We start from the raw sequence: 14,762 nt of genomic DNA, 5'->3' as shown, positions 1-14,762 counted from the left end.
CGGAGCGCGTCGCGGACCGGGAACCTTCCTGGTCGGGAGGCGGACGGTGTGATTGGCTCGAACCGTGGTGAAACATGCACGGGTCCGCGCTCCCCAGCTCGTGGGCCGGGGCGGCTGGATCAACACCGGTGACCAGGAGCTGAGTCTCGCGGCACTGCGCGGTCGGATCGTGATCCTCGACTTCTGGACGTTCTGCTGCGTCAACTGCCTGCACGCGCTGGACGAACTGCGCGAGCTGGAGGAGAGGCACCGGGACACCGTGGTGATCGTGGGTGTGCACTCGCCCAAGTTCACGCACGAGGCCGAACACCGGGCCGTTCTCGACGCGGTCGAGCGCTACGGCGTCGGGCATCCCGTCCTGGACGACCCGGAACGGGTCACGTGGAAGCAGTACGCCGTACGCGCCTGGCCCACCCTCGCCGTGATCGATCCCGAGGGCTATGTCGTCGCCCAGTACGCGGGCGAGGGACACGCGCCCGCGATCCAGCGGCTGGTCGAGGAACTGGAGGTCCGGCACGAGGCAAAGGGCACCCTGCGGCGCGGCGACGCCCCGTACGTGCCGCCGCGACCGGAACCGACGGCCCTGCGCTTTCCCGGCAAGGGCGTGCTCCTGCCCTCCGGCACCTTCCTGGTCAGCGACACCACCCGGCATCAGCTGGTGGAGCTGGCCGCGGACGGGGAGAGCCCCGTGCGGCGGATCGGCAGCGGGAGGAGGGGCTTCACGGACGGCCCGGCCGGGAGCGCCGAGTTCAGCGAACCGCAGGGACTCGCGCTGCTCGCCGACGGCTCGGTCGTCGTCGCCGACACCGTCAACCACGCACTGCGCCGGTACGAGCCCGCCACCGGCGACGTCACCACGCTGGCCGGGACCGGCAGGCAGGGACGGCCGGGCGGACCCACCCGCGGGGCCGCCCGCGCCGTGGACCTGTCCTCGCCCTGGGACGTCGCCCTGTGGAACGGCCGGGTGTGGATCGCCATGGCCGGGGTGCACCAGCTCTGGGCCTACGATCCGCGCGACGGGAGTGTCACCGTCACCGCCGGGACCGGCAACGAGGGGCTGGTCGACGGGCCCGGCCCCGAGGCCTGGTTCGCGCAGCCGTCCGGGCTGTCCGCGACGGAGGACCGGCTCTGGGTGGCCGACTCCGAGACCTCCGCCCTGCGCTGGGTGGACCTCGGCGGCACGGTCCGCACGGCGGTGGGCACCGGACTCTTCGACTTCGGGTACCGCGACGGCCCCGCCGCCCGGGCCCTGCTCCAGCATCCCCTGGGCGTCACGGCCCTGCCGGACGGCTCGGTGGCCGTCGCCGACACCTACAACCACGCTCTGCGCCGCTATGAACCGCCCACCGGCGAGGTCAGCACGCTGGCGACCGATCTGCGCGAGCCCAGTGCCGCCGTGGTCTTCGGCGGCGACATCCTGGTCGTCGAGTCGGCCCGGCACCGGCTGACCCGGCTTCGGCTGCCGCAGGAGGTCCTGGGCGCGCGGGGCGGCGGCGTACGGCGGGAGACGACGGAGGCGGCGCCGGGCACCTTGCGCCTGGAGGTGGCCTTCCGGGCACCCGCGGGGCAGAAGCTGGACCTGCGCTACGGGCCCGCGACGCGGCTCGTGGTCTCGGCGACCCCGCCCGGACTGCTGCGTGCGGGCGCGGGAGCGGACACCGGTCTGTCCCGCTCCCTCGATCTGAACCCCTCGGTGCCCGGGGGAGTGCTGCACGTCTCAGCGACGGCCGCGTCCTGCGACGACGACCCGGACCTCCCGTACCCGGCCTGCCATGTGCACCAGGAGGACTGGGAGATCCCGGTCCGTGTCGTCGAGGGGGCGGCCGACCGCCTTGCGCTGGTCCTGGCCGGCGTCGGCCTCGTATGACGTCGGCCGGAGACGGGGAGCGTTCGCGGGCTCTCCGGGGCGGTCAGCCGGCCGCCGGCGTCTCCCCGAGGTTTCGGGCGAACGCCGCCGCGGACGCGCGCGACGCCTGCTCCACGATGCTGATGCCGACCTCCTGGGTGCTGCAGCCGTTGAGAAGGACCGCCATCAGATAGACACGGCCCCCACGCTGTATCCGGCCGATGCTGTTGACGTCCCACTTCTTGACCTGAGTCCGCTGGAGCCACCCGTTCTTCAGCGCGGTCGTGCCCGAGTCGGCCGCCGCGGACACGCCCCAGGTCTGGCTTCCCACGACGTGCCGCATCAGATCCTGGATGTAGGTGCGCGACGCCTCGCTCAGGGGCGACTCGTCGCCGAACACGGACTGGAGCAGACGTATCTGATCCTCCGCCGTGGTCTGGGTGATGCCCCAGACGGTCCCCTGCCCGCCCCGTGTCTGGAGCAGGCCGAGCCGTGCGTTGGCCGCGTCGAGCCCCCGGGCACTGCCTATCCGGGTCCACAGGGCGCTGGTGGAGTCGTTGTCGCTCTTCTGGATCATGGCAGCGGTCTGCGCGCGCTCTTCGCCGCTCAACCGCCGCCCCTCGTCCTGGGCCTGGAGCAGGAGGGTCGCCAGGATGTCCACCTTCACGATGCTGGCGGTGTCGAAGGCGTCGTGCCCGTACGTCGCCATGGCACCGCTCTCGACGTCCAGCATCGCCACGGACATCCGGTTGTCGCCGAAGAGCGCGGTGACCGGGGCCAGCGCCGGTCCGAGATCGAACGGCTTCCGTGCCGGCGCCGATCGCAGCGGTTTCGGGGGGTCCGCGGGCGGCTCGCTTGCCTTCGCCCGCGCCGAGACGGCCGGTGGGGAGGGAGCGGTCGCCCGGTCGGACGTGGAGGAGTCGCCGGAGTCGCTCCGGGTGACGGCATAGGTGGTGGCGCCGCCGATCAGGACCACGAACGACGTCACGCTCCACATCATGCGGCGACGCCTGGCCCGGCGGCGGCGTCGCTGCTCTCGGCGGGAGCGGCCGCGTCGCCGAGCGGGTGGGTTCTCATGCACGGGGCAGATGGTAATCGAATCAAAGTTCGAGGTCAGCAGGTGCGGGCGAGAAGTGGGCGCTCCCGAGGGCACCGCGTCACGTCAGAGGAGGTCCTCGATCGTGATCGGCAGGGTGCGGATCCGCCGCCCCGTGGCGTGGTGCACCGCGTTGGCGATGGCGGCGGACACGCCGACCTGACCGATCTCACCGACACCCTTGACGCCCAGGGGGTTGACCACGTCGTCCTCGACCTCGATCAGTTCGATGTCGACGTCGGGCGCGTCCGCGTTCACCGGAACCAGGTATTCCCCCAGGCCGGCGTTGGCCCAGCGCCCCGTCTCCGGGTGCATGTGGTTGGCCTCCAGGAGGGCCTGGCCGAGCCCCCAGAGCATGCCGCCCATCAACTGGCTGCGCGCCGTCTTGGCGTTGAGGACCCGGCCGGGCGCGAACGCCCCGGTCATGCGCCGTACGCGTACGACGCCCAGGTCGGCGTCCACCGCGACCTCGGCGAACTGGGCGCCGAAGGTCATCATCCCGTAGGGGGTGTCGTGCGGGGGCGGATTCCACTGCCCGACGGCCTCGGCGTCCGGCCGCATCGTGCGCCGCAGCAGGTCGGCGTAGGACTCGGAGGCGTCGTCGGCGGTCATGACGCCGTCCCGCACGCTCACCCGGACGGGGTCCGCGCCGTGCAGGGGCGAGCCGGGGTCCCGCACGGCGCTGTCGACGAGCTGCCGGCGCAAGGCCGTGGCCGCGCTGTGCACGGCGGCACTGATCATGCCCGCCCCGGCCGAGCCCACCGCGGCCGCGATGGTGGGCAGATCGGTGTCGCCGTTCTCGAAGCGGCACCGGTCCACGCCGATGCCCAGGCCGTCGGCCGCGACCTGCGCCATGACCGTGGCGACCCCGGTGCCGAACTCGGGGGTGGCGGCCTGGACGACCGCGGTGCCGTCGGCGTAGAGACGGGCGCGGGCGCGTTGCGGGTTGGCCAACGGAGCGACCGGGTAGGCGGCGGTCGCCATGCCGGTGCCGATCAGCCAGTCGCCCTCCCTGCGCGTGCCCGGCCGGGCGTCGCGTCCGGCCCAGCCGAAGCGGTCGGCCCCGCGCGCGTAGCACTCCCGAAGGCCGCTGCTGGACCACGGGTGGCCCGTCATGGCGTCCACCTCGGTGTGGTTGCGCAGCCTCAGCTCGATCGGGTCCAGCCCGAGTTCGTGGGCGAGTTCGTCCATCGAGCACTCCAGCGCGTGCATGCCGCCGGCCTCGCCGGGTGCGCGCATGAAGGTGGGCGTCATGGTGTTGGCCCGGAAGAGCCGGTAGGCCCCTTCGTAGTTCGGGCAGGCGTAGATCTGCGAGGACGTGCCGATCGACGGTTCCGCCCAGTCGTCGAAGTGCGACGTCGGTGAGAGCTTGAGGTGCCGTACGGCGGTCAGCCGGCCCTCGCGGGTGGCGCCCAGCGTCAGCTGCTGTTCCTGCTCCTCGCGGTGGCCGACCGACGTGAACATCTGCTCGCGGGTCAGGAAGAGCTTCACGGGCCTGCCGACGGCGCGTGCCGCCATCGCGGCCAGGGTCGGGTGGGCGTGGATCATCGCCTTGGACCCGAAGCTGCCGCCGACGTAGTGGCTGACGACGCGGATCCGCGACATGGGGAGTCCGAGCAGCCGCGCGACGGTCATCCGGGTGGCGTTGACGCCCTGGGTGGCGTCGTACAGCAGGAGGTCGTCGCCGTCCCACACCGCCGTGGTGCAGGACGCCTCCAGCGGGTTGTGGTTGTTGGCGGCGTACGTGTACGTGCCGTCCACCGTGACGTCCGCCTCCCGCAGTCCGGCCGCCGCGTCCCCGCGTTCCGTGCGGCCCGGTATCCAGCCCCCGAAGATCCGCTCGGGCTCGTAGGCGAGGTCGCGGCCCTGGTCGAGGGTGGTGACCGGCGGCCTCTCCTCGTACGTGACGCGCACCAGATGTGCCGCGTGCTGGGCCTGTTCGTAGGTGTCCGCGACGACCAGCGCCACCTGCTGGCCCGCGTAGTGCACCGTGTCGTCCTGCATGGGGAAGAAGGTCTGGCCGGGCGCCGCCGTGCCGCCGAGCGACGGGACGAGCGGGGGCTGCTCGGCGATCCTCGGCAGCGTCTCGTGCGTGATGACGGCCAGGACGCCCTCCTCGGCCCGGGCGGCACTCGCGTCGATGGCGACGACTCGTCCGGCGGCGATGCGGGAGCCGACCACGTACGCGTACGCCGTGTCCGGGATCGGGATCTCCGTGGAGTAGCGGGCGCGCCCGCTGACCTTGGCGTGGCCGTCGACGCGGTCCAGAGGCAGTCCCGTGGCGGACGGGATGGTCGCGGTCATGTCGGGCTCCCGGTTCCCGGGTCGGCTTCCCTGCCGCCGGTGAGCGTGCGCAGGGCGCGGACGATGGTGCGCCGGGCGAGTTCGACCTTGAAGGCGTTCATGGGGGTGGGTTGGGCGTCGGCCATCTCCACGCGGGCCGCCATGCCGAAGGCGTCGGCGTCGGCGGCCGCTCCGACGAGGAAGTCCTCCGCTCGGCGGGCCCGCCACGGTGTGGTGGCCACACCGCCGAGGGCCAGGCGTACGTCCGCGACGGAGCCGTCCACGACGGACAGTGCCGCCGCCACCGAGACCAGCGCGAACTCGTACGACGCGCGGTCGCGGACCTTGAGGTAGAGCGAACGGCGCGCCGGGTCAGTGGCGGGCACCTCGATCCCGGTTATCAACTCGCCGTGTTCCATCGGGTGTTCGCGGTGGGGGGAATCGCCGGGAAGCAGGAAGAACTCGTCGGCCGGGTACGCCCGTTCGCCCCTCGGGCCCAGGGTGCGTACGTGGGCGTCCAGCGCCACCAGGGCCACGGCCAAGTCCGAGGGATGGGTGGCGATGCAGTGTTCGCTGGTACCGAGCACGGCGTGACCGCGGCTGAATCCGGCGAGGGCGGAGCAGCCGGTGCCCGGTTCGCGCTTGTTGCACGGGGACTCGGCGTCACGGAAGTACGAGCACCGCACGCGTTGCAGCAGGTTGCCGCCCATGGACGCCATGTTCCGCAACTGCGGGGACGCCCCCGACTCCAGTGCCTGCGCCAGCACCGGGAAGCGCTCGCGCACGACGGGATGGGCCGCCACCTCGCTCATGCGGGCCAGCGCGCCGATGCGCAGACCGCCTTCGGGGGTGCCCTCGATGCCGTTCAACGGGAGGTCGTTGATGTCCACGAGCCGACGGGGGTTCAGTACCTCCTGCCGGAGCAGATCGACCTCGGTGGTGCCGCCGGCGAGGTAGTCGCTGGTGGGGTCCGAACTGACGGCTTCGACCGCGCCGGCCGTGTCGGTCGCGCGGAGGTAGGTGATGGTCCGCACGGGGTCTCCCTACGTCTGGTCGCGGACGGCGCGGATCGCGGCCCGGATGTTGGGGTAGGCGGCGCAGCGGCAGATGTTGCCGCTCATCCACTCCTTGATCTCGGCGTCGTCGCGCGCGTGCCCCTCGTCGAGCAGCGCCGCCGCGGACATGATCTGGCCGGGGGTGCAGTAGCCGCACTGGAAGGCGTCCTGCTCCATGAAGGCCCGTTGCAGGGGGTGGGGTTCGGCGTCCGCGGACAGGCCCTCGACCGTCGTGATCTCGTGCCCTTCGCAGGTCACCGCCAGGGTGAGGCAGGCAAGTGCGCGCCGGCCGTCCACCCACACCGTGCACGCTCCACAGGTGCCCTGGTCGCAGCCCTTCTTGGCGCCGGTGAGATCCAGGCGTTCCCGCAACGCGTCCAGGAGGCTGACGCGCGGTTCGATGTGGATCTCGTGTTCCGTGCCGTTGACCGACAGGGTGACGCGAACCGCCTCGGGTCCCCGTTCGGCCGGGGTCGTGTCGCCGCGGGCCAGAGCTGGGCCGGGAGAGGACATCTCACACCTCCAAGGACAGCACCCGTCAATTCTCTTACGCGCGGTTTCGTGGCGCAAAAGTTAGATTCGGGGTATGCGTACGTCTTCACCCGAATCCACCGAGCCGGTGACCGTGGTGTACACCTGGGAGGTGCAGCCCGGCGGGGAAGGGGAGTTCGAGCGGCGGGCCCACGGTCTGGAGGGGGCGGCCGCCGCCTTCCCGGGCCACCTCGGCGTCACCTGGCTCAGACCCGAGGGCGACGGCCACCGCTACCACGCCGTGGTCCGCTTCGCCGACACCCGCAGCCTGGACCGCTGGATGACCTCGCCCGAGCGCGCTGCCTGGCAGGACCGGGTCCAGGAGTACGGCCGTCCCGCCCACGCGGCGCTGACCACGACGGGACTGGAGACCTGGTTCAACGTCCCCGGCGCTCCGGCCCGCCCCCCGGCGCGCTGGAAGATGTCCCTGGTGACGATCCTCGCCGTGTACCCCTTCGCCCTGCTCTACGACGGGCTCGTCGCCGAGTTCTTCCACGCCTGGCCGCTTGCGGCGCGCACGCTGGTCTTCCCCGTCGTGCTGGCTCCGCTGCTCACCTACGCCGTCATGCCGTTTCTGAGCCGGGTCCTTCGGGCGTGGCTCTACCGGCACTCCCGAGGACGCCGGTAGGTCCCGGTCGTCGCGACGCCGGAGGGGCCGGCATGCTCGCGCGCGCCGCGGGTGGCGGCAGCGGCGGGTCAGAGCTTGTAGCCGCCGCTCGCCTCGATCACCTGGGCCGTCACCCAGCGGCCCTCCTCGGAGGCCAGGAACGCCACCACCGCCGCGATGTCGGCAGCCTCACCGAAGCGCCCCAGCGAGGTGTCCGCCTCGATCGCCGTCACCATGTCGGTGCTCTCGCGGACCGCGGCGTTCATATCGGTTCGCGTCCAGCCCGGGGCCACGGCGTTGACCGTGATGCCGCGCGGCCCCAACTCCATGGCGAGCGCGTGAGTGAGGTTGTTGATGCTCGCCTTCGCCATCGAGTAGACGGGGACGGCCCGCATCGGCCGCGTGGCCGCGGCGGAGGAGATGTTGACGACGCGCCCGCCGTCCGCGAGGCGGCTGAGGGCCGACTGCACGAGGAAGAAGGGCGCACGGGCGTGGACGGCGAACATCTCGTCCCAGCTGTCGGGCGTCGCGTCCATGAGGCCACCCCAGCCGGCGTTGCCCGCGTTGTTGATCAGCAGGTCGAGGGCGTTGCTTCCCGTGCGCCGGAGGAATTCCCTGTCCGCCTGCTCGAACAGCTCCGGAATCGACTTCGCGTCGACGAGGTCCGCGTGCAGCGCGAAGGCACTGCCTCCCGACCTCTCGACGGCCGCGACCGTCTCTTCGGCGCCGCGCCTGCTCGCGTTGTAGGTGAGCGCCACGGTCGCGCCTTCCCGCGCGAGGCGCGTGGCGATCGAGCGCCCGATACCGCGTGAACCCCCGGTCACGAGGGCGGTCTTACCGGAAAGCGGCGGTGACATGGGCTGATACATGGGCTGTGACATGGAAAGACTCCTCAAGTGGTGGGCGCCCGTGTCCGTCCGGGCGGATGTCACCACTCTCCAGGAGTCCCCAAGGGCATTCCATAATGCGAAGTCTGCGGAACTTTACGCATCGTCCAGCGACTGTCAGCGTGCCGCGTTGGCCACGCGCTCGCGCAGGAGCGAGAGCTTCTCGGCGGCTCCGGTCCCGGGTGCGGCCCAGTTGAGCACGATGTGCAGGTCGGCGCGTTCGATGGTCAGGATGTCGCAGTCGAGGACGAGCGCTCCCAGCTCGGCGTGGATCACCGTCTTGTGCGAGCGGCCCATCGGCACGGTCTCGTAGCGGTTCCAGAGGTGGGCGAAGCGCGGGTTCGCCTCGCGCAGGCCGTCGATCAGCTCGCCGACGGCGCGGTCGTCGGGGTATCGGTCGGCAGCGCGCCGCAGGTCGGACACCATCATGCGCTCGAAGGCGTCGGCATGCGCGGCGTCCCGCTCGATGCGTGACGCCCCGACCGGGGCCGGGGCCGGGGCGGCGAAGTGGCCCCAGATCATGTTGTTCGCCCGGGGGTCGAGCGCCGCGGGGCTGCCGAACAGCTCGCCCCAGAGGGGATTCCACTGCACGACGTCCCATGCGGCCGTGAAGACGGCCAGCGGGGTGTCGCTCATCCGGTCGATCATGCGCTGCACACCGGGCGGGACCTCGCACGGCACGGAACCGGACGGCGGGACCACCGCACCGGCCAGCCGGTAGAGCAGCTCACGGTCCACGGCGTTCAACCGCAGCGCGTGCGCGAAGGCGCCGAGCACCTGAGGTGACGGGTTCGCGGCGCGGCCCTGTTCGAGCTGCACCAGGTAGTCGACGGAGATACCGGCCAGCACGGCCAGCTCCTCACGTCGCAGGCCGGGAACCCGGCGATTGCTCCCGGCCAAAAGACCGACGTCGGCCGGGCCGATACGTCCGCGCCAGGCGCGCAAGGCGGTGCCCAGTTCGGTGTGCGTGCTCATGGGCCCAGTATGCGGCGCTGCCGCGGAAGCTGGGTGGCACTCCCGTTACCAGGGACATCGTCGCCTGGTGCACCCGCCTCGACCGGCCGACTCTCGACTCGTGGCACGCACGTTCCACCACAGCCCGACACCGAGCGGCGGCCGTCCGCCGCTCATCGAAGAGAGAGACCTACGGCAATGACACGAACGATCGGGATCATCGGCTCCGGACTGGTGGGCGGAGCGATCGCCCGCCTGGCCGTCGACGCGGGCTACGAGGTGGTCCTCAGCAACTCGCGGGGCCCGGAGACCATCGCGGACCTGGTCCGGGAGCTCGGTCCGCTCGCGCGCGCCGGAACCGTCGACGAGGCGATCGCGGCCGGCGACATCGTCGCGCTTCCCCTCCCGCTCGCGACCTTCGAGACCCTGCCCGCCGACAAGCTCGCCGGGAAGGTGGTCCTCGACCAGACGAACTACTACCCCGAGTTCTGGCGCAACGCCGAACTCGACACCGGGGAGATCACCTCCAGCGAACTCGTGCAGCGGCACGTCAAGGACTCCTTCGTCGTCAAGGCGCTGCACAACCTCGACTGGAACCACATGTACTCCAACGCCCGCCCGAAGGGCGACCCCGAACGGACGACGATGCCGATCGCGGGTGACGACGAGGCCGCCAAGAAGACCGTGACCCAGTTCCTGGAAACGGTCGGGTACGACGTGGTCGACGCCGGTTCGCTGGCCGAGAGCTGGCGGATCGAGCCCAATGCTCCGATCTACTTCTGGCCGTACGCGCCCGCGATCCCGGACGGGCTCTCCGGAGACGAGGAGAAGCGCCACTACCTCGAGCAGCCGGTCCCACCCGTCTCGGCCGCGGCCGCCCGGCGGATGATCGACAGTGCCGAGCGCTCATCGCCCCCCGGGGGAACGCTCGCGGCGATGCCCCCGGCCCACGTCGCCATCTTCATGGACCTCGCGAGCGGCAACACCATCAAGAAGTGACGGCCACCGTGCGGGGAGGCCCGGGGGGCAAGGCCGCCTCCCGGGGCTCCCCGGCGCGCTGCGGGCGATGAGGCGACGGTGCGCGGGCCAGGATGATGAATAACGTGGAGTCGCGAAAAAGTTACCCATCGTCCAGCAAGGCTCCGACTGTCGGAGCCGGTGATCCGCTCGTCGACGTTCTGCGACTGCTGCGCACACAGGAGGTCGTGCCGGCACGGGTGCACGCCGCCGCGCCCTGGGCGGTGCGATTCGATCCCCACACGCACGTGAAGCTGGGTGTCGTCCTCGACGGCGAGTGCTGGATGTCCCTCGACGGGTGCGAGCCCGTGATGCTGCGCCAGGGGGACTTCTTCCTGCTGAACGACCCGCCGTCCTACACGCTGGCCGGCACACCCGACCCGGCACCGGACCAGGCCGTCGGCTTCCGGGAGAGCGCGAGCGACGGCGAAGTGCGCCTCGGAAGCGAAGCCGACGAGGACACCTATGTCTGCTGCATCGACTTCGTCTTCGAGGAAGCCAACGCCTCGGTGCTCTTCGACGTGCTTCCGCCCGTCGTGCTCGTCCGCGCCGGCGACCCGCGCGGCGCACTCCTCGGCAACCTGTCCGCCCTCACGGTCGCCGAGATGGAGTCCGCCGGCGTCGGGCGAACCCTCGTCCTGGAGCATCTCGCGCGGCTCATCCTCGTCCACATGCTGCGCGTCCACGCCGAGGGGACCGAACGGCCCGTCGGCTGGCTCGGCGCACTGGTCCAGGACGGCATCGGGGCGGCACTGCGCGCGATGCACGCCGACGTCGGCCGGCGCTGGACGCTCGACGAACTCGCCGCCGTCGGCCACATGTCGCGCTCCGCGTTCGCCGCCGCGTTCAAGGCCAGGGTCGGCACGGCTCCGCTGACCTACCTGATCGAATGGCGGATGAGCCTGGCCCGGGACGCCCTCCGCAGTGACACCCGGTCCATCTCCGAACTGGCGGCCGCCACCGGCTACGAGTCCGAGAGCGCCTTCAGCACGGCCTTCAGACGCGTGGTCGGGACGTCCCCCCGGTACTTCCGCGACGAGGCGCGCGCCGCTGAGACCGCGCCCCGACCGGGGGCGCGGTGACTCGGCATCGTCCCGACTCGCTCAGGCCGTGGTGGGGTGCGGCATCGACGCGAGGAAGGCGCCGAAGCCGTCGGGTGCGCGGGCGTCGAGCCGGGCCGAGGTGAGCACCGGGACGTGTGCGCTGCGCAGTACCCGGTGCCCACGTAGCTCCAGGGCTGCCACGAGCGCGCGGTCCTCGCCCGTGGCCAGCGGGGGAAAGCCGCCGGCGTCGACGTACGCGGCCGCGGCGACTCCCAGGTTGGCTCCGTGCACATGCGGATGGTGCCAGGCGACGCCGCCGGCGGGCCGGGTCGCCTCGTAGAGGGCGCGGTGCCGCGCCGCCAGCGGCGACGCGGGCGGCAGGGTCACGGTGCCGACGACGGCCTCCCAGCCCGCCTCGGCCTGGGCCAGCTGGTGGGCCAGCCAGCCGGGCGGGACGGTGCTGTCGGCGTCGGTGGTGGCGATCCAGTGGTCGTCGAGTTTTCCGCCCCAGCGGTCGAGGGCGTGGCGCACGCCCGCGTGCCGGGCCGCCCCCGCGTTGCGGCAGTCGGTGGTCAGGACCGTGGCGCCGGCCGCGCGGGCGAGGACCGCCGTACGGTCGCGGCAGGCGTCCGCCACCACCACGGTCCGCACGGGGACGCCGGCGAGGTCGGGATGTCGGGCCGCCGCGGTGACCGCCGCCAGGGCCCCGGGCAGCAGCGTCTCCTCGTCGTGGGCGGGGACGACGACCGTCACACGCGTACTCACACCAGGCCCTCTCCGGCCGCGACCGAGGGTGCGGGCCTGCCGTCCGGACGGGGCCCGCGGTGCACCTGGAGGACGAAGTCCTCCTCGCGGTGGTCGGCCAGCAGAGCGAGGCCGGGCCGCTCGGCGAGGCGCTCGGCCACACCACTGCCGGTGGTCAGGTGCTCCGGCACCGGATGGTCCCAGTGGACGGTGACGAGGGTGCCCCCCGGCTCCAGCGACGTCAGCGTCCGCTCCAGAAGGCGGTCGAACGTGGTGCCGTCGAGGTAGTAGAGCAGTTCCGACAGGACGATCAGGTCGAACGTGCCCTCCGGCCACTCCTCGGGCAGCAGCATCCGCCGCACCTCCACGTTGGCCAGGTCACGCGTTCGGCGCCGGGCCGTGTCCACCGCGGAGCCGACCCGGTCGCAGGCGAGGAGGTCGTCGCAGCGTCCGGCCAGCCGGCGGGTCAGTTCGCCGACCGAGCAGCCGGGCTCGAAGGCCCGCCGGTAGCGCGGGCGCGGCAGGGCGGCGACGGTCAGGTCGTACTTGCGCCGCTCGTACCATCGCTCGGCCAGCGCCCAGGGGTCCTCGGTGCCGCGGTACATGGCGTCGAAGTAGGCATCGGGTGTCTTCGGGCGGGTCATGCGAAGACCACCTCCCAGCCGCGCAGGTGGTGGGCCAGTTCCTCCGGAGGCAGCACGGCGGCGTCGTGCGGGCCGGGCCCCAGGGGGCGGATCTGGGTGGTGAAGTGCTGGACCGCGGCGCGTTTGCGGGCCCGGGCCGCCGGCGTCAACTCGACGCGCGACGCGTTCCGCCACGGCACCCTCGGGTCGCCGGGTTCGGCCCAGTGCCACAGCCACACCGGGTAGAGCCGGCACGGGACGGACACCGACCGCGCCGCGGCCAGTGCCGCGCGGCCCACCGCCTCGTGATCGCCGTGCACGTCACCGGTCCAGGGCGCCAGACACAGCGCGGCCCCGGCCAGCCGCCGGGTCAACTCCGCTGCCAGGGCGTCCTCGTGGGCGGCCACGTCCGTGTCGGGGAGCCGCAGCCGGACGATCTCGGCCTGCCCGGCGCCGAGTTCGTCGAGCGCGTCGCGCAGCTCGCGGGCCCGCACGTCGGCGAGGCGCTGCGGGGACATGACGGTGCTGCCCGGGTGGGAGCCCTCGCCGTCGGTCACGGACACCACGGTCAGCGCGACTCCGGCCGAGGCCAGCAGCGCGAGGGCGCCGCCCGCGCCGAGCACCTCGTCATCGGGATGGGCGGCCACCACGACGACGTGCCCCGAGGCGGGCAGCGGGCAACGCGGCATGCGACGCCAGCCGTCCCAGTCCTGCCACCGCGCTTCGCCGGTCCCCGGGGCCTGGATCGGATCGGCGTACCGTTCGGCCGTCACCGGCCCGCCTCGTTCCGGTCGCCGCGGGCCACGCGCTCACCGAGCGCCGCCAAGTCCCGCTCGGCGTGGTGCTGACGTACGTAGACGGTGAGGTCGGCGGCGGCCCGGGCGTGGCGTTCGTCGCGGCACAGGGGCCCCGCCCCCGTCGCGCGCCCCACGCGTTCCAGGACCTCGGCGCAGGCGTCGGCGACGAGCGCACGAGCCCGCAGGGCGCGCAGGGCTGCCGTGCCGGCCCGGTCCAGGGGATCGGCGTCGATCTCCTCGGCGGCGCGGCGCAGTACCGTCCGCGCGGCGTACAGGCGCAGGTCGACGGCGCCCGCGTGGGCGTCGGTGAAGGGGTCGGCGCGGTGCCCGGCCCGCTCGAAGAGCACCCGCGCCACGGCCTCGGCCCCGCCGAGCCAGCAGGCGGCCACGCCGACGCCGCCGTGGTGGAAGCCGGGCCGGCGCACGTACGCCTCGACCTCACCGACCGGAACGGCGGGGACCCGGGTGAACCGGACGTCGGGGCTGTCACTGCCCGCCATACCGAGCGCGGGCCAGGTGCCGGGGACCGGCAGGCAGCCGGATCCCCCTTCCGGCCCGGGCCGCACCGCGTCGCGGACGTCACCCGCCGGGCCCGTGCCGGTGCGCACCGCGAACAGCCGCCGCCCGTCGTCGGCGCGCGCGGTGACCAGCGCATGGGTGCAGGTGTGCGCGCCCGAGCAGTACTGCTTCACCCCGTCGAGCACCCAGCCGCCGGCGGTACGCGTGGCGGTCAGACCCGAACCCGGCGGCTCGGCCGCCCACACCGCCCAGTACTGCCCGTCCCCGACGGGCTCCCCCCGCAATTCGGCCAGGATCGCCACGGCATCGGCATGGCCCTCCACCAGCCGGGCCACCGCCACATCATCGCGAGCCACCTCGCGCAGCGCGTCGAACCGCGCCCCCGTGGCGCCGCCGCCGGGAAGCGGGCAGTCCCGGCCGCCGGCCGCCAGCGCGTCGGCATACCGGATGAACCCGGCAGCCGCTCTTCTGCCCTCGGGACCGGGCCCCGTTCCGGAGGGGAGCGCGGCATCCGCCCCTGCCTGCCGGGCGGGTGAAGGCGCTGTGTCCTGCATGTGCGGTGCTCCTTGCTTCTGCGTGTGCTGGGTGCACCTAAGTGCCCATGACGTGCGTGATCACACCCGGCCGCCGCGCGATCCGGCGACGGAGGCGGACGGCCCCCGCCCGGCAGGGGCCGGATGCCGGTCCGGTTGGCGGCTTTGGGCCTGACCGGCCGGCTCCGCGAGCCTCAGAATGGCCAGTACATGACATAGGAGGCCGC

The 14,762-nt window shown here is 72.8% G+C and carries 14 protein-coding genes; 4 read left to right on the top strand and 10 right to left on the bottom strand.

All coding sequences use genetic code 11. The features are described from left to right. The first annotated feature begins 64 nt into the window (after positions 1–64). Positions 65–1,867: an NHL domain-containing thioredoxin family protein gene (locus tag IE108_RS25755; protein WP_064731033.1), complete on the top strand. Its 1,803-nt coding sequence runs from the start codon at positions 65–67 to the stop codon at positions 1,865–1,867. Positions 1,868–1,910: 43 nt separating this feature from the next. Here IE108_RS25755 and IE108_RS25750 read toward each other — a convergent pair whose 3' ends face one another. The 4 genes from IE108_RS25750 to IE108_RS25735 form a co-directional block, all read right to left on the bottom strand. After that, positions 1,911–2,843 carry a serine hydrolase gene (locus tag IE108_RS25750; protein ID WP_308433808.1) on the bottom strand — a complete coding sequence of 311 codons (933 nt, stop codon included), beginning with the start codon at positions 2,841–2,843 and terminating at the stop codon, positions 1,911–1,913. 165 nt (positions 2,844–3,008) lie between these two features. Next, entirely contained in the window at positions 3,009–5,246 is a 2,238-nt protein-coding gene (locus IE108_RS25745; protein ID WP_064731035.1) for a xanthine dehydrogenase family protein molybdopterin-binding subunit, read from the bottom strand. Continuing rightward, positions 5,243–6,259 carry an FAD binding domain-containing protein gene (locus IE108_RS25740; RefSeq protein ID WP_064731036.1) on the bottom strand — a complete coding sequence of 339 codons (1,017 nt, stop codon included), beginning with the start codon at positions 6,257–6,259 and terminating at the stop codon, positions 5,243–5,245. Before IE108_RS25740 ends, IE108_RS25745 begins: the two co-directional genes overlap by 4 nt. A 9-nt stretch (positions 6,260–6,268) precedes the next feature. Continuing rightward, complete coding sequence (locus IE108_RS25735) at positions 6,269–6,793, bottom strand: (2Fe-2S)-binding protein (protein ID WP_064731037.1); 525 nt, start codon at positions 6,791–6,793, stop codon at positions 6,269–6,271. Positions 6,794–6,866: 73 nt separating this feature from the next. On the opposite strand from IE108_RS25735, the gene IE108_RS25730 reads away from it, so the two are divergent. Then, positions 6,867–7,439, top strand: a complete 573-nt coding sequence (locus tag IE108_RS25730; protein WP_064731038.1) for an antibiotic biosynthesis monooxygenase — start codon at positions 6,867–6,869, stop codon at positions 7,437–7,439. A 68-nt stretch (positions 7,440–7,507) separates the two neighbouring features. Here the strand turns inward: IE108_RS25730 and IE108_RS25725 are convergent, their stop codons facing one another. Together IE108_RS25725 and IE108_RS25720 are read right to left on the bottom strand one after the other, a co-directional pair. Further along, the gene (locus IE108_RS25725; protein WP_229852376.1) at positions 7,508–8,299 is read right to left on the bottom strand and encodes an SDR family NAD(P)-dependent oxidoreductase; all 792 of its coding nucleotides are present in this window, start codon (positions 8,297–8,299) and stop codon (positions 7,508–7,510) included. Between the two features lie 123 nt (positions 8,300–8,422). Next, the gene (locus IE108_RS25720; RefSeq protein ID WP_064731040.1) at positions 8,423–9,280 is read right to left on the bottom strand and encodes a helix-turn-helix domain-containing protein; all 858 of its coding nucleotides are present in this window, start codon (positions 9,278–9,280) and stop codon (positions 8,423–8,425) included. A 177-nt stretch (positions 9,281–9,457) separates the two neighbouring features. Between IE108_RS25720 and IE108_RS25715 the strand changes: the two genes are divergently transcribed. Together IE108_RS25715 and IE108_RS25710 are read left to right on the top strand one after the other, a co-directional pair. Then, on the top strand, positions 9,458–10,258 hold the full coding sequence (locus tag IE108_RS25715) for an NADPH-dependent F420 reductase (protein ID WP_064731041.1): 801 nt from the start codon (positions 9,458–9,460) through the stop codon (positions 10,256–10,258). Between the two features lie 92 nt (positions 10,259–10,350). Further along, the gene (locus tag IE108_RS25710; protein WP_308433806.1) at positions 10,351–11,358 is read left to right on the top strand and encodes an AraC family transcriptional regulator; all 1,008 of its coding nucleotides are present in this window, start codon (positions 10,351–10,353) and stop codon (positions 11,356–11,358) included. Positions 11,359–11,379: 21 nt separating this feature from the next. Here IE108_RS25710 and IE108_RS25705 read toward each other — a convergent pair whose 3' ends face one another. The 4 genes from IE108_RS25705 to IE108_RS25690 are packed head-to-tail and all read right to left on the bottom strand — an operon-like array spanning position 11,380 to position 14,556. Then, a complete protein-coding gene (locus IE108_RS25705; RefSeq protein WP_064731042.1) occupies positions 11,380–12,084 on the bottom strand; it encodes a glycosyltransferase family 2 protein in 705 nt (234 codons plus the stop codon). Continuing rightward, positions 12,081–12,707: a class I SAM-dependent methyltransferase gene (locus IE108_RS25700; protein WP_064731043.1), complete on the bottom strand. Its 627-nt coding sequence runs from the start codon at positions 12,705–12,707 to the stop codon at positions 12,081–12,083. Before IE108_RS25700 ends, IE108_RS25705 begins: the two co-directional genes overlap by 4 nt. Then, positions 12,704–13,459 carry a PIG-L deacetylase family protein gene (locus tag IE108_RS25695; RefSeq protein WP_064731044.1) on the bottom strand — a complete coding sequence of 252 codons (756 nt, stop codon included), beginning with the start codon at positions 13,457–13,459 and terminating at the stop codon, positions 12,704–12,706. The genes IE108_RS25700 and IE108_RS25695 overlap by 4 nt, the downstream gene beginning before the upstream one ends. Then, complete coding sequence (locus tag IE108_RS25690) at positions 13,456–14,556, bottom strand: acyl-CoA dehydrogenase family protein (RefSeq protein ID WP_079163756.1); 1,101 nt, start codon at positions 14,554–14,556, stop codon at positions 13,456–13,458. The genes IE108_RS25695 and IE108_RS25690 overlap by 4 nt, the downstream gene beginning before the upstream one ends. Between the last annotated feature and the right edge of the window lie 206 nt (positions 14,557–14,762).

The sequence above is a fragment of the Streptomyces parvulus genome (genome assembly GCF_014648855.1).
Lineage (GTDB): Bacteria > Actinomycetota > Actinomycetes > Streptomycetales > Streptomycetaceae > Streptomyces > Streptomyces parvulus.
This window is presented reverse-complemented; position numbering and strand designations above follow the sequence as displayed.

What these genes read in the sequence shown, in the direction of transcription:
- IE108_RS25750 (WP_308433808.1), bottom strand. Translation starts at nt 2,843, where the DNA reads ATGTGGAGCGTGACGTCGTTCGTGGTCCTGATCGGCGGCGCCACCACC.
- IE108_RS25745 (WP_064731035.1), bottom strand. Translation starts at nt 5,246, where the DNA reads ATGACCGCGACCATCCCGTCCGCCACGGGACTGCCTCTGGACCGCGTC.
- IE108_RS25735 (WP_064731037.1), bottom strand. Translation starts at nt 6,793, where the DNA reads ATGTCCTCTCCCGGCCCAGCTCTGGCCCGCGGCGACACGACCCCGGCC.
- IE108_RS25730 (WP_064731038.1), top strand. Translation starts at nt 6,867, where the DNA reads ATGCGTACGTCTTCACCCGAATCCACCGAGCCGGTGACCGTGGTGTAC.
- IE108_RS25725 (WP_229852376.1), bottom strand. Translation starts at nt 8,299, where the DNA reads ATGTCACAGCCCATGTATCAGCCCATGTCACCGCCGCTTTCCGGTAAG.
- IE108_RS25720 (WP_064731040.1), bottom strand. Translation starts at nt 9,280, where the DNA reads ATGAGCACGCACACCGAACTGGGCACCGCCTTGCGCGCCTGGCGCGGA.
- IE108_RS25715 (WP_064731041.1), top strand. Translation starts at nt 9,458, where the DNA reads ATGACACGAACGATCGGGATCATCGGCTCCGGACTGGTGGGCGGAGCG.
- IE108_RS25710 (WP_308433806.1), top strand. Translation starts at nt 10,351, where the DNA reads ATGATGAATAACGTGGAGTCGCGAAAAAGTTACCCATCGTCCAGCAAG.
- IE108_RS25700 (WP_064731043.1), bottom strand. Translation starts at nt 12,707, where the DNA reads ATGACCCGCCCGAAGACACCCGATGCCTACTTCGACGCCATGTACCGC.
- IE108_RS25690 (WP_079163756.1), bottom strand. Translation starts at nt 14,556, where the DNA reads ATGCAGGACACAGCGCCTTCACCCGCCCGGCAGGCAGGGGCGGATGCC.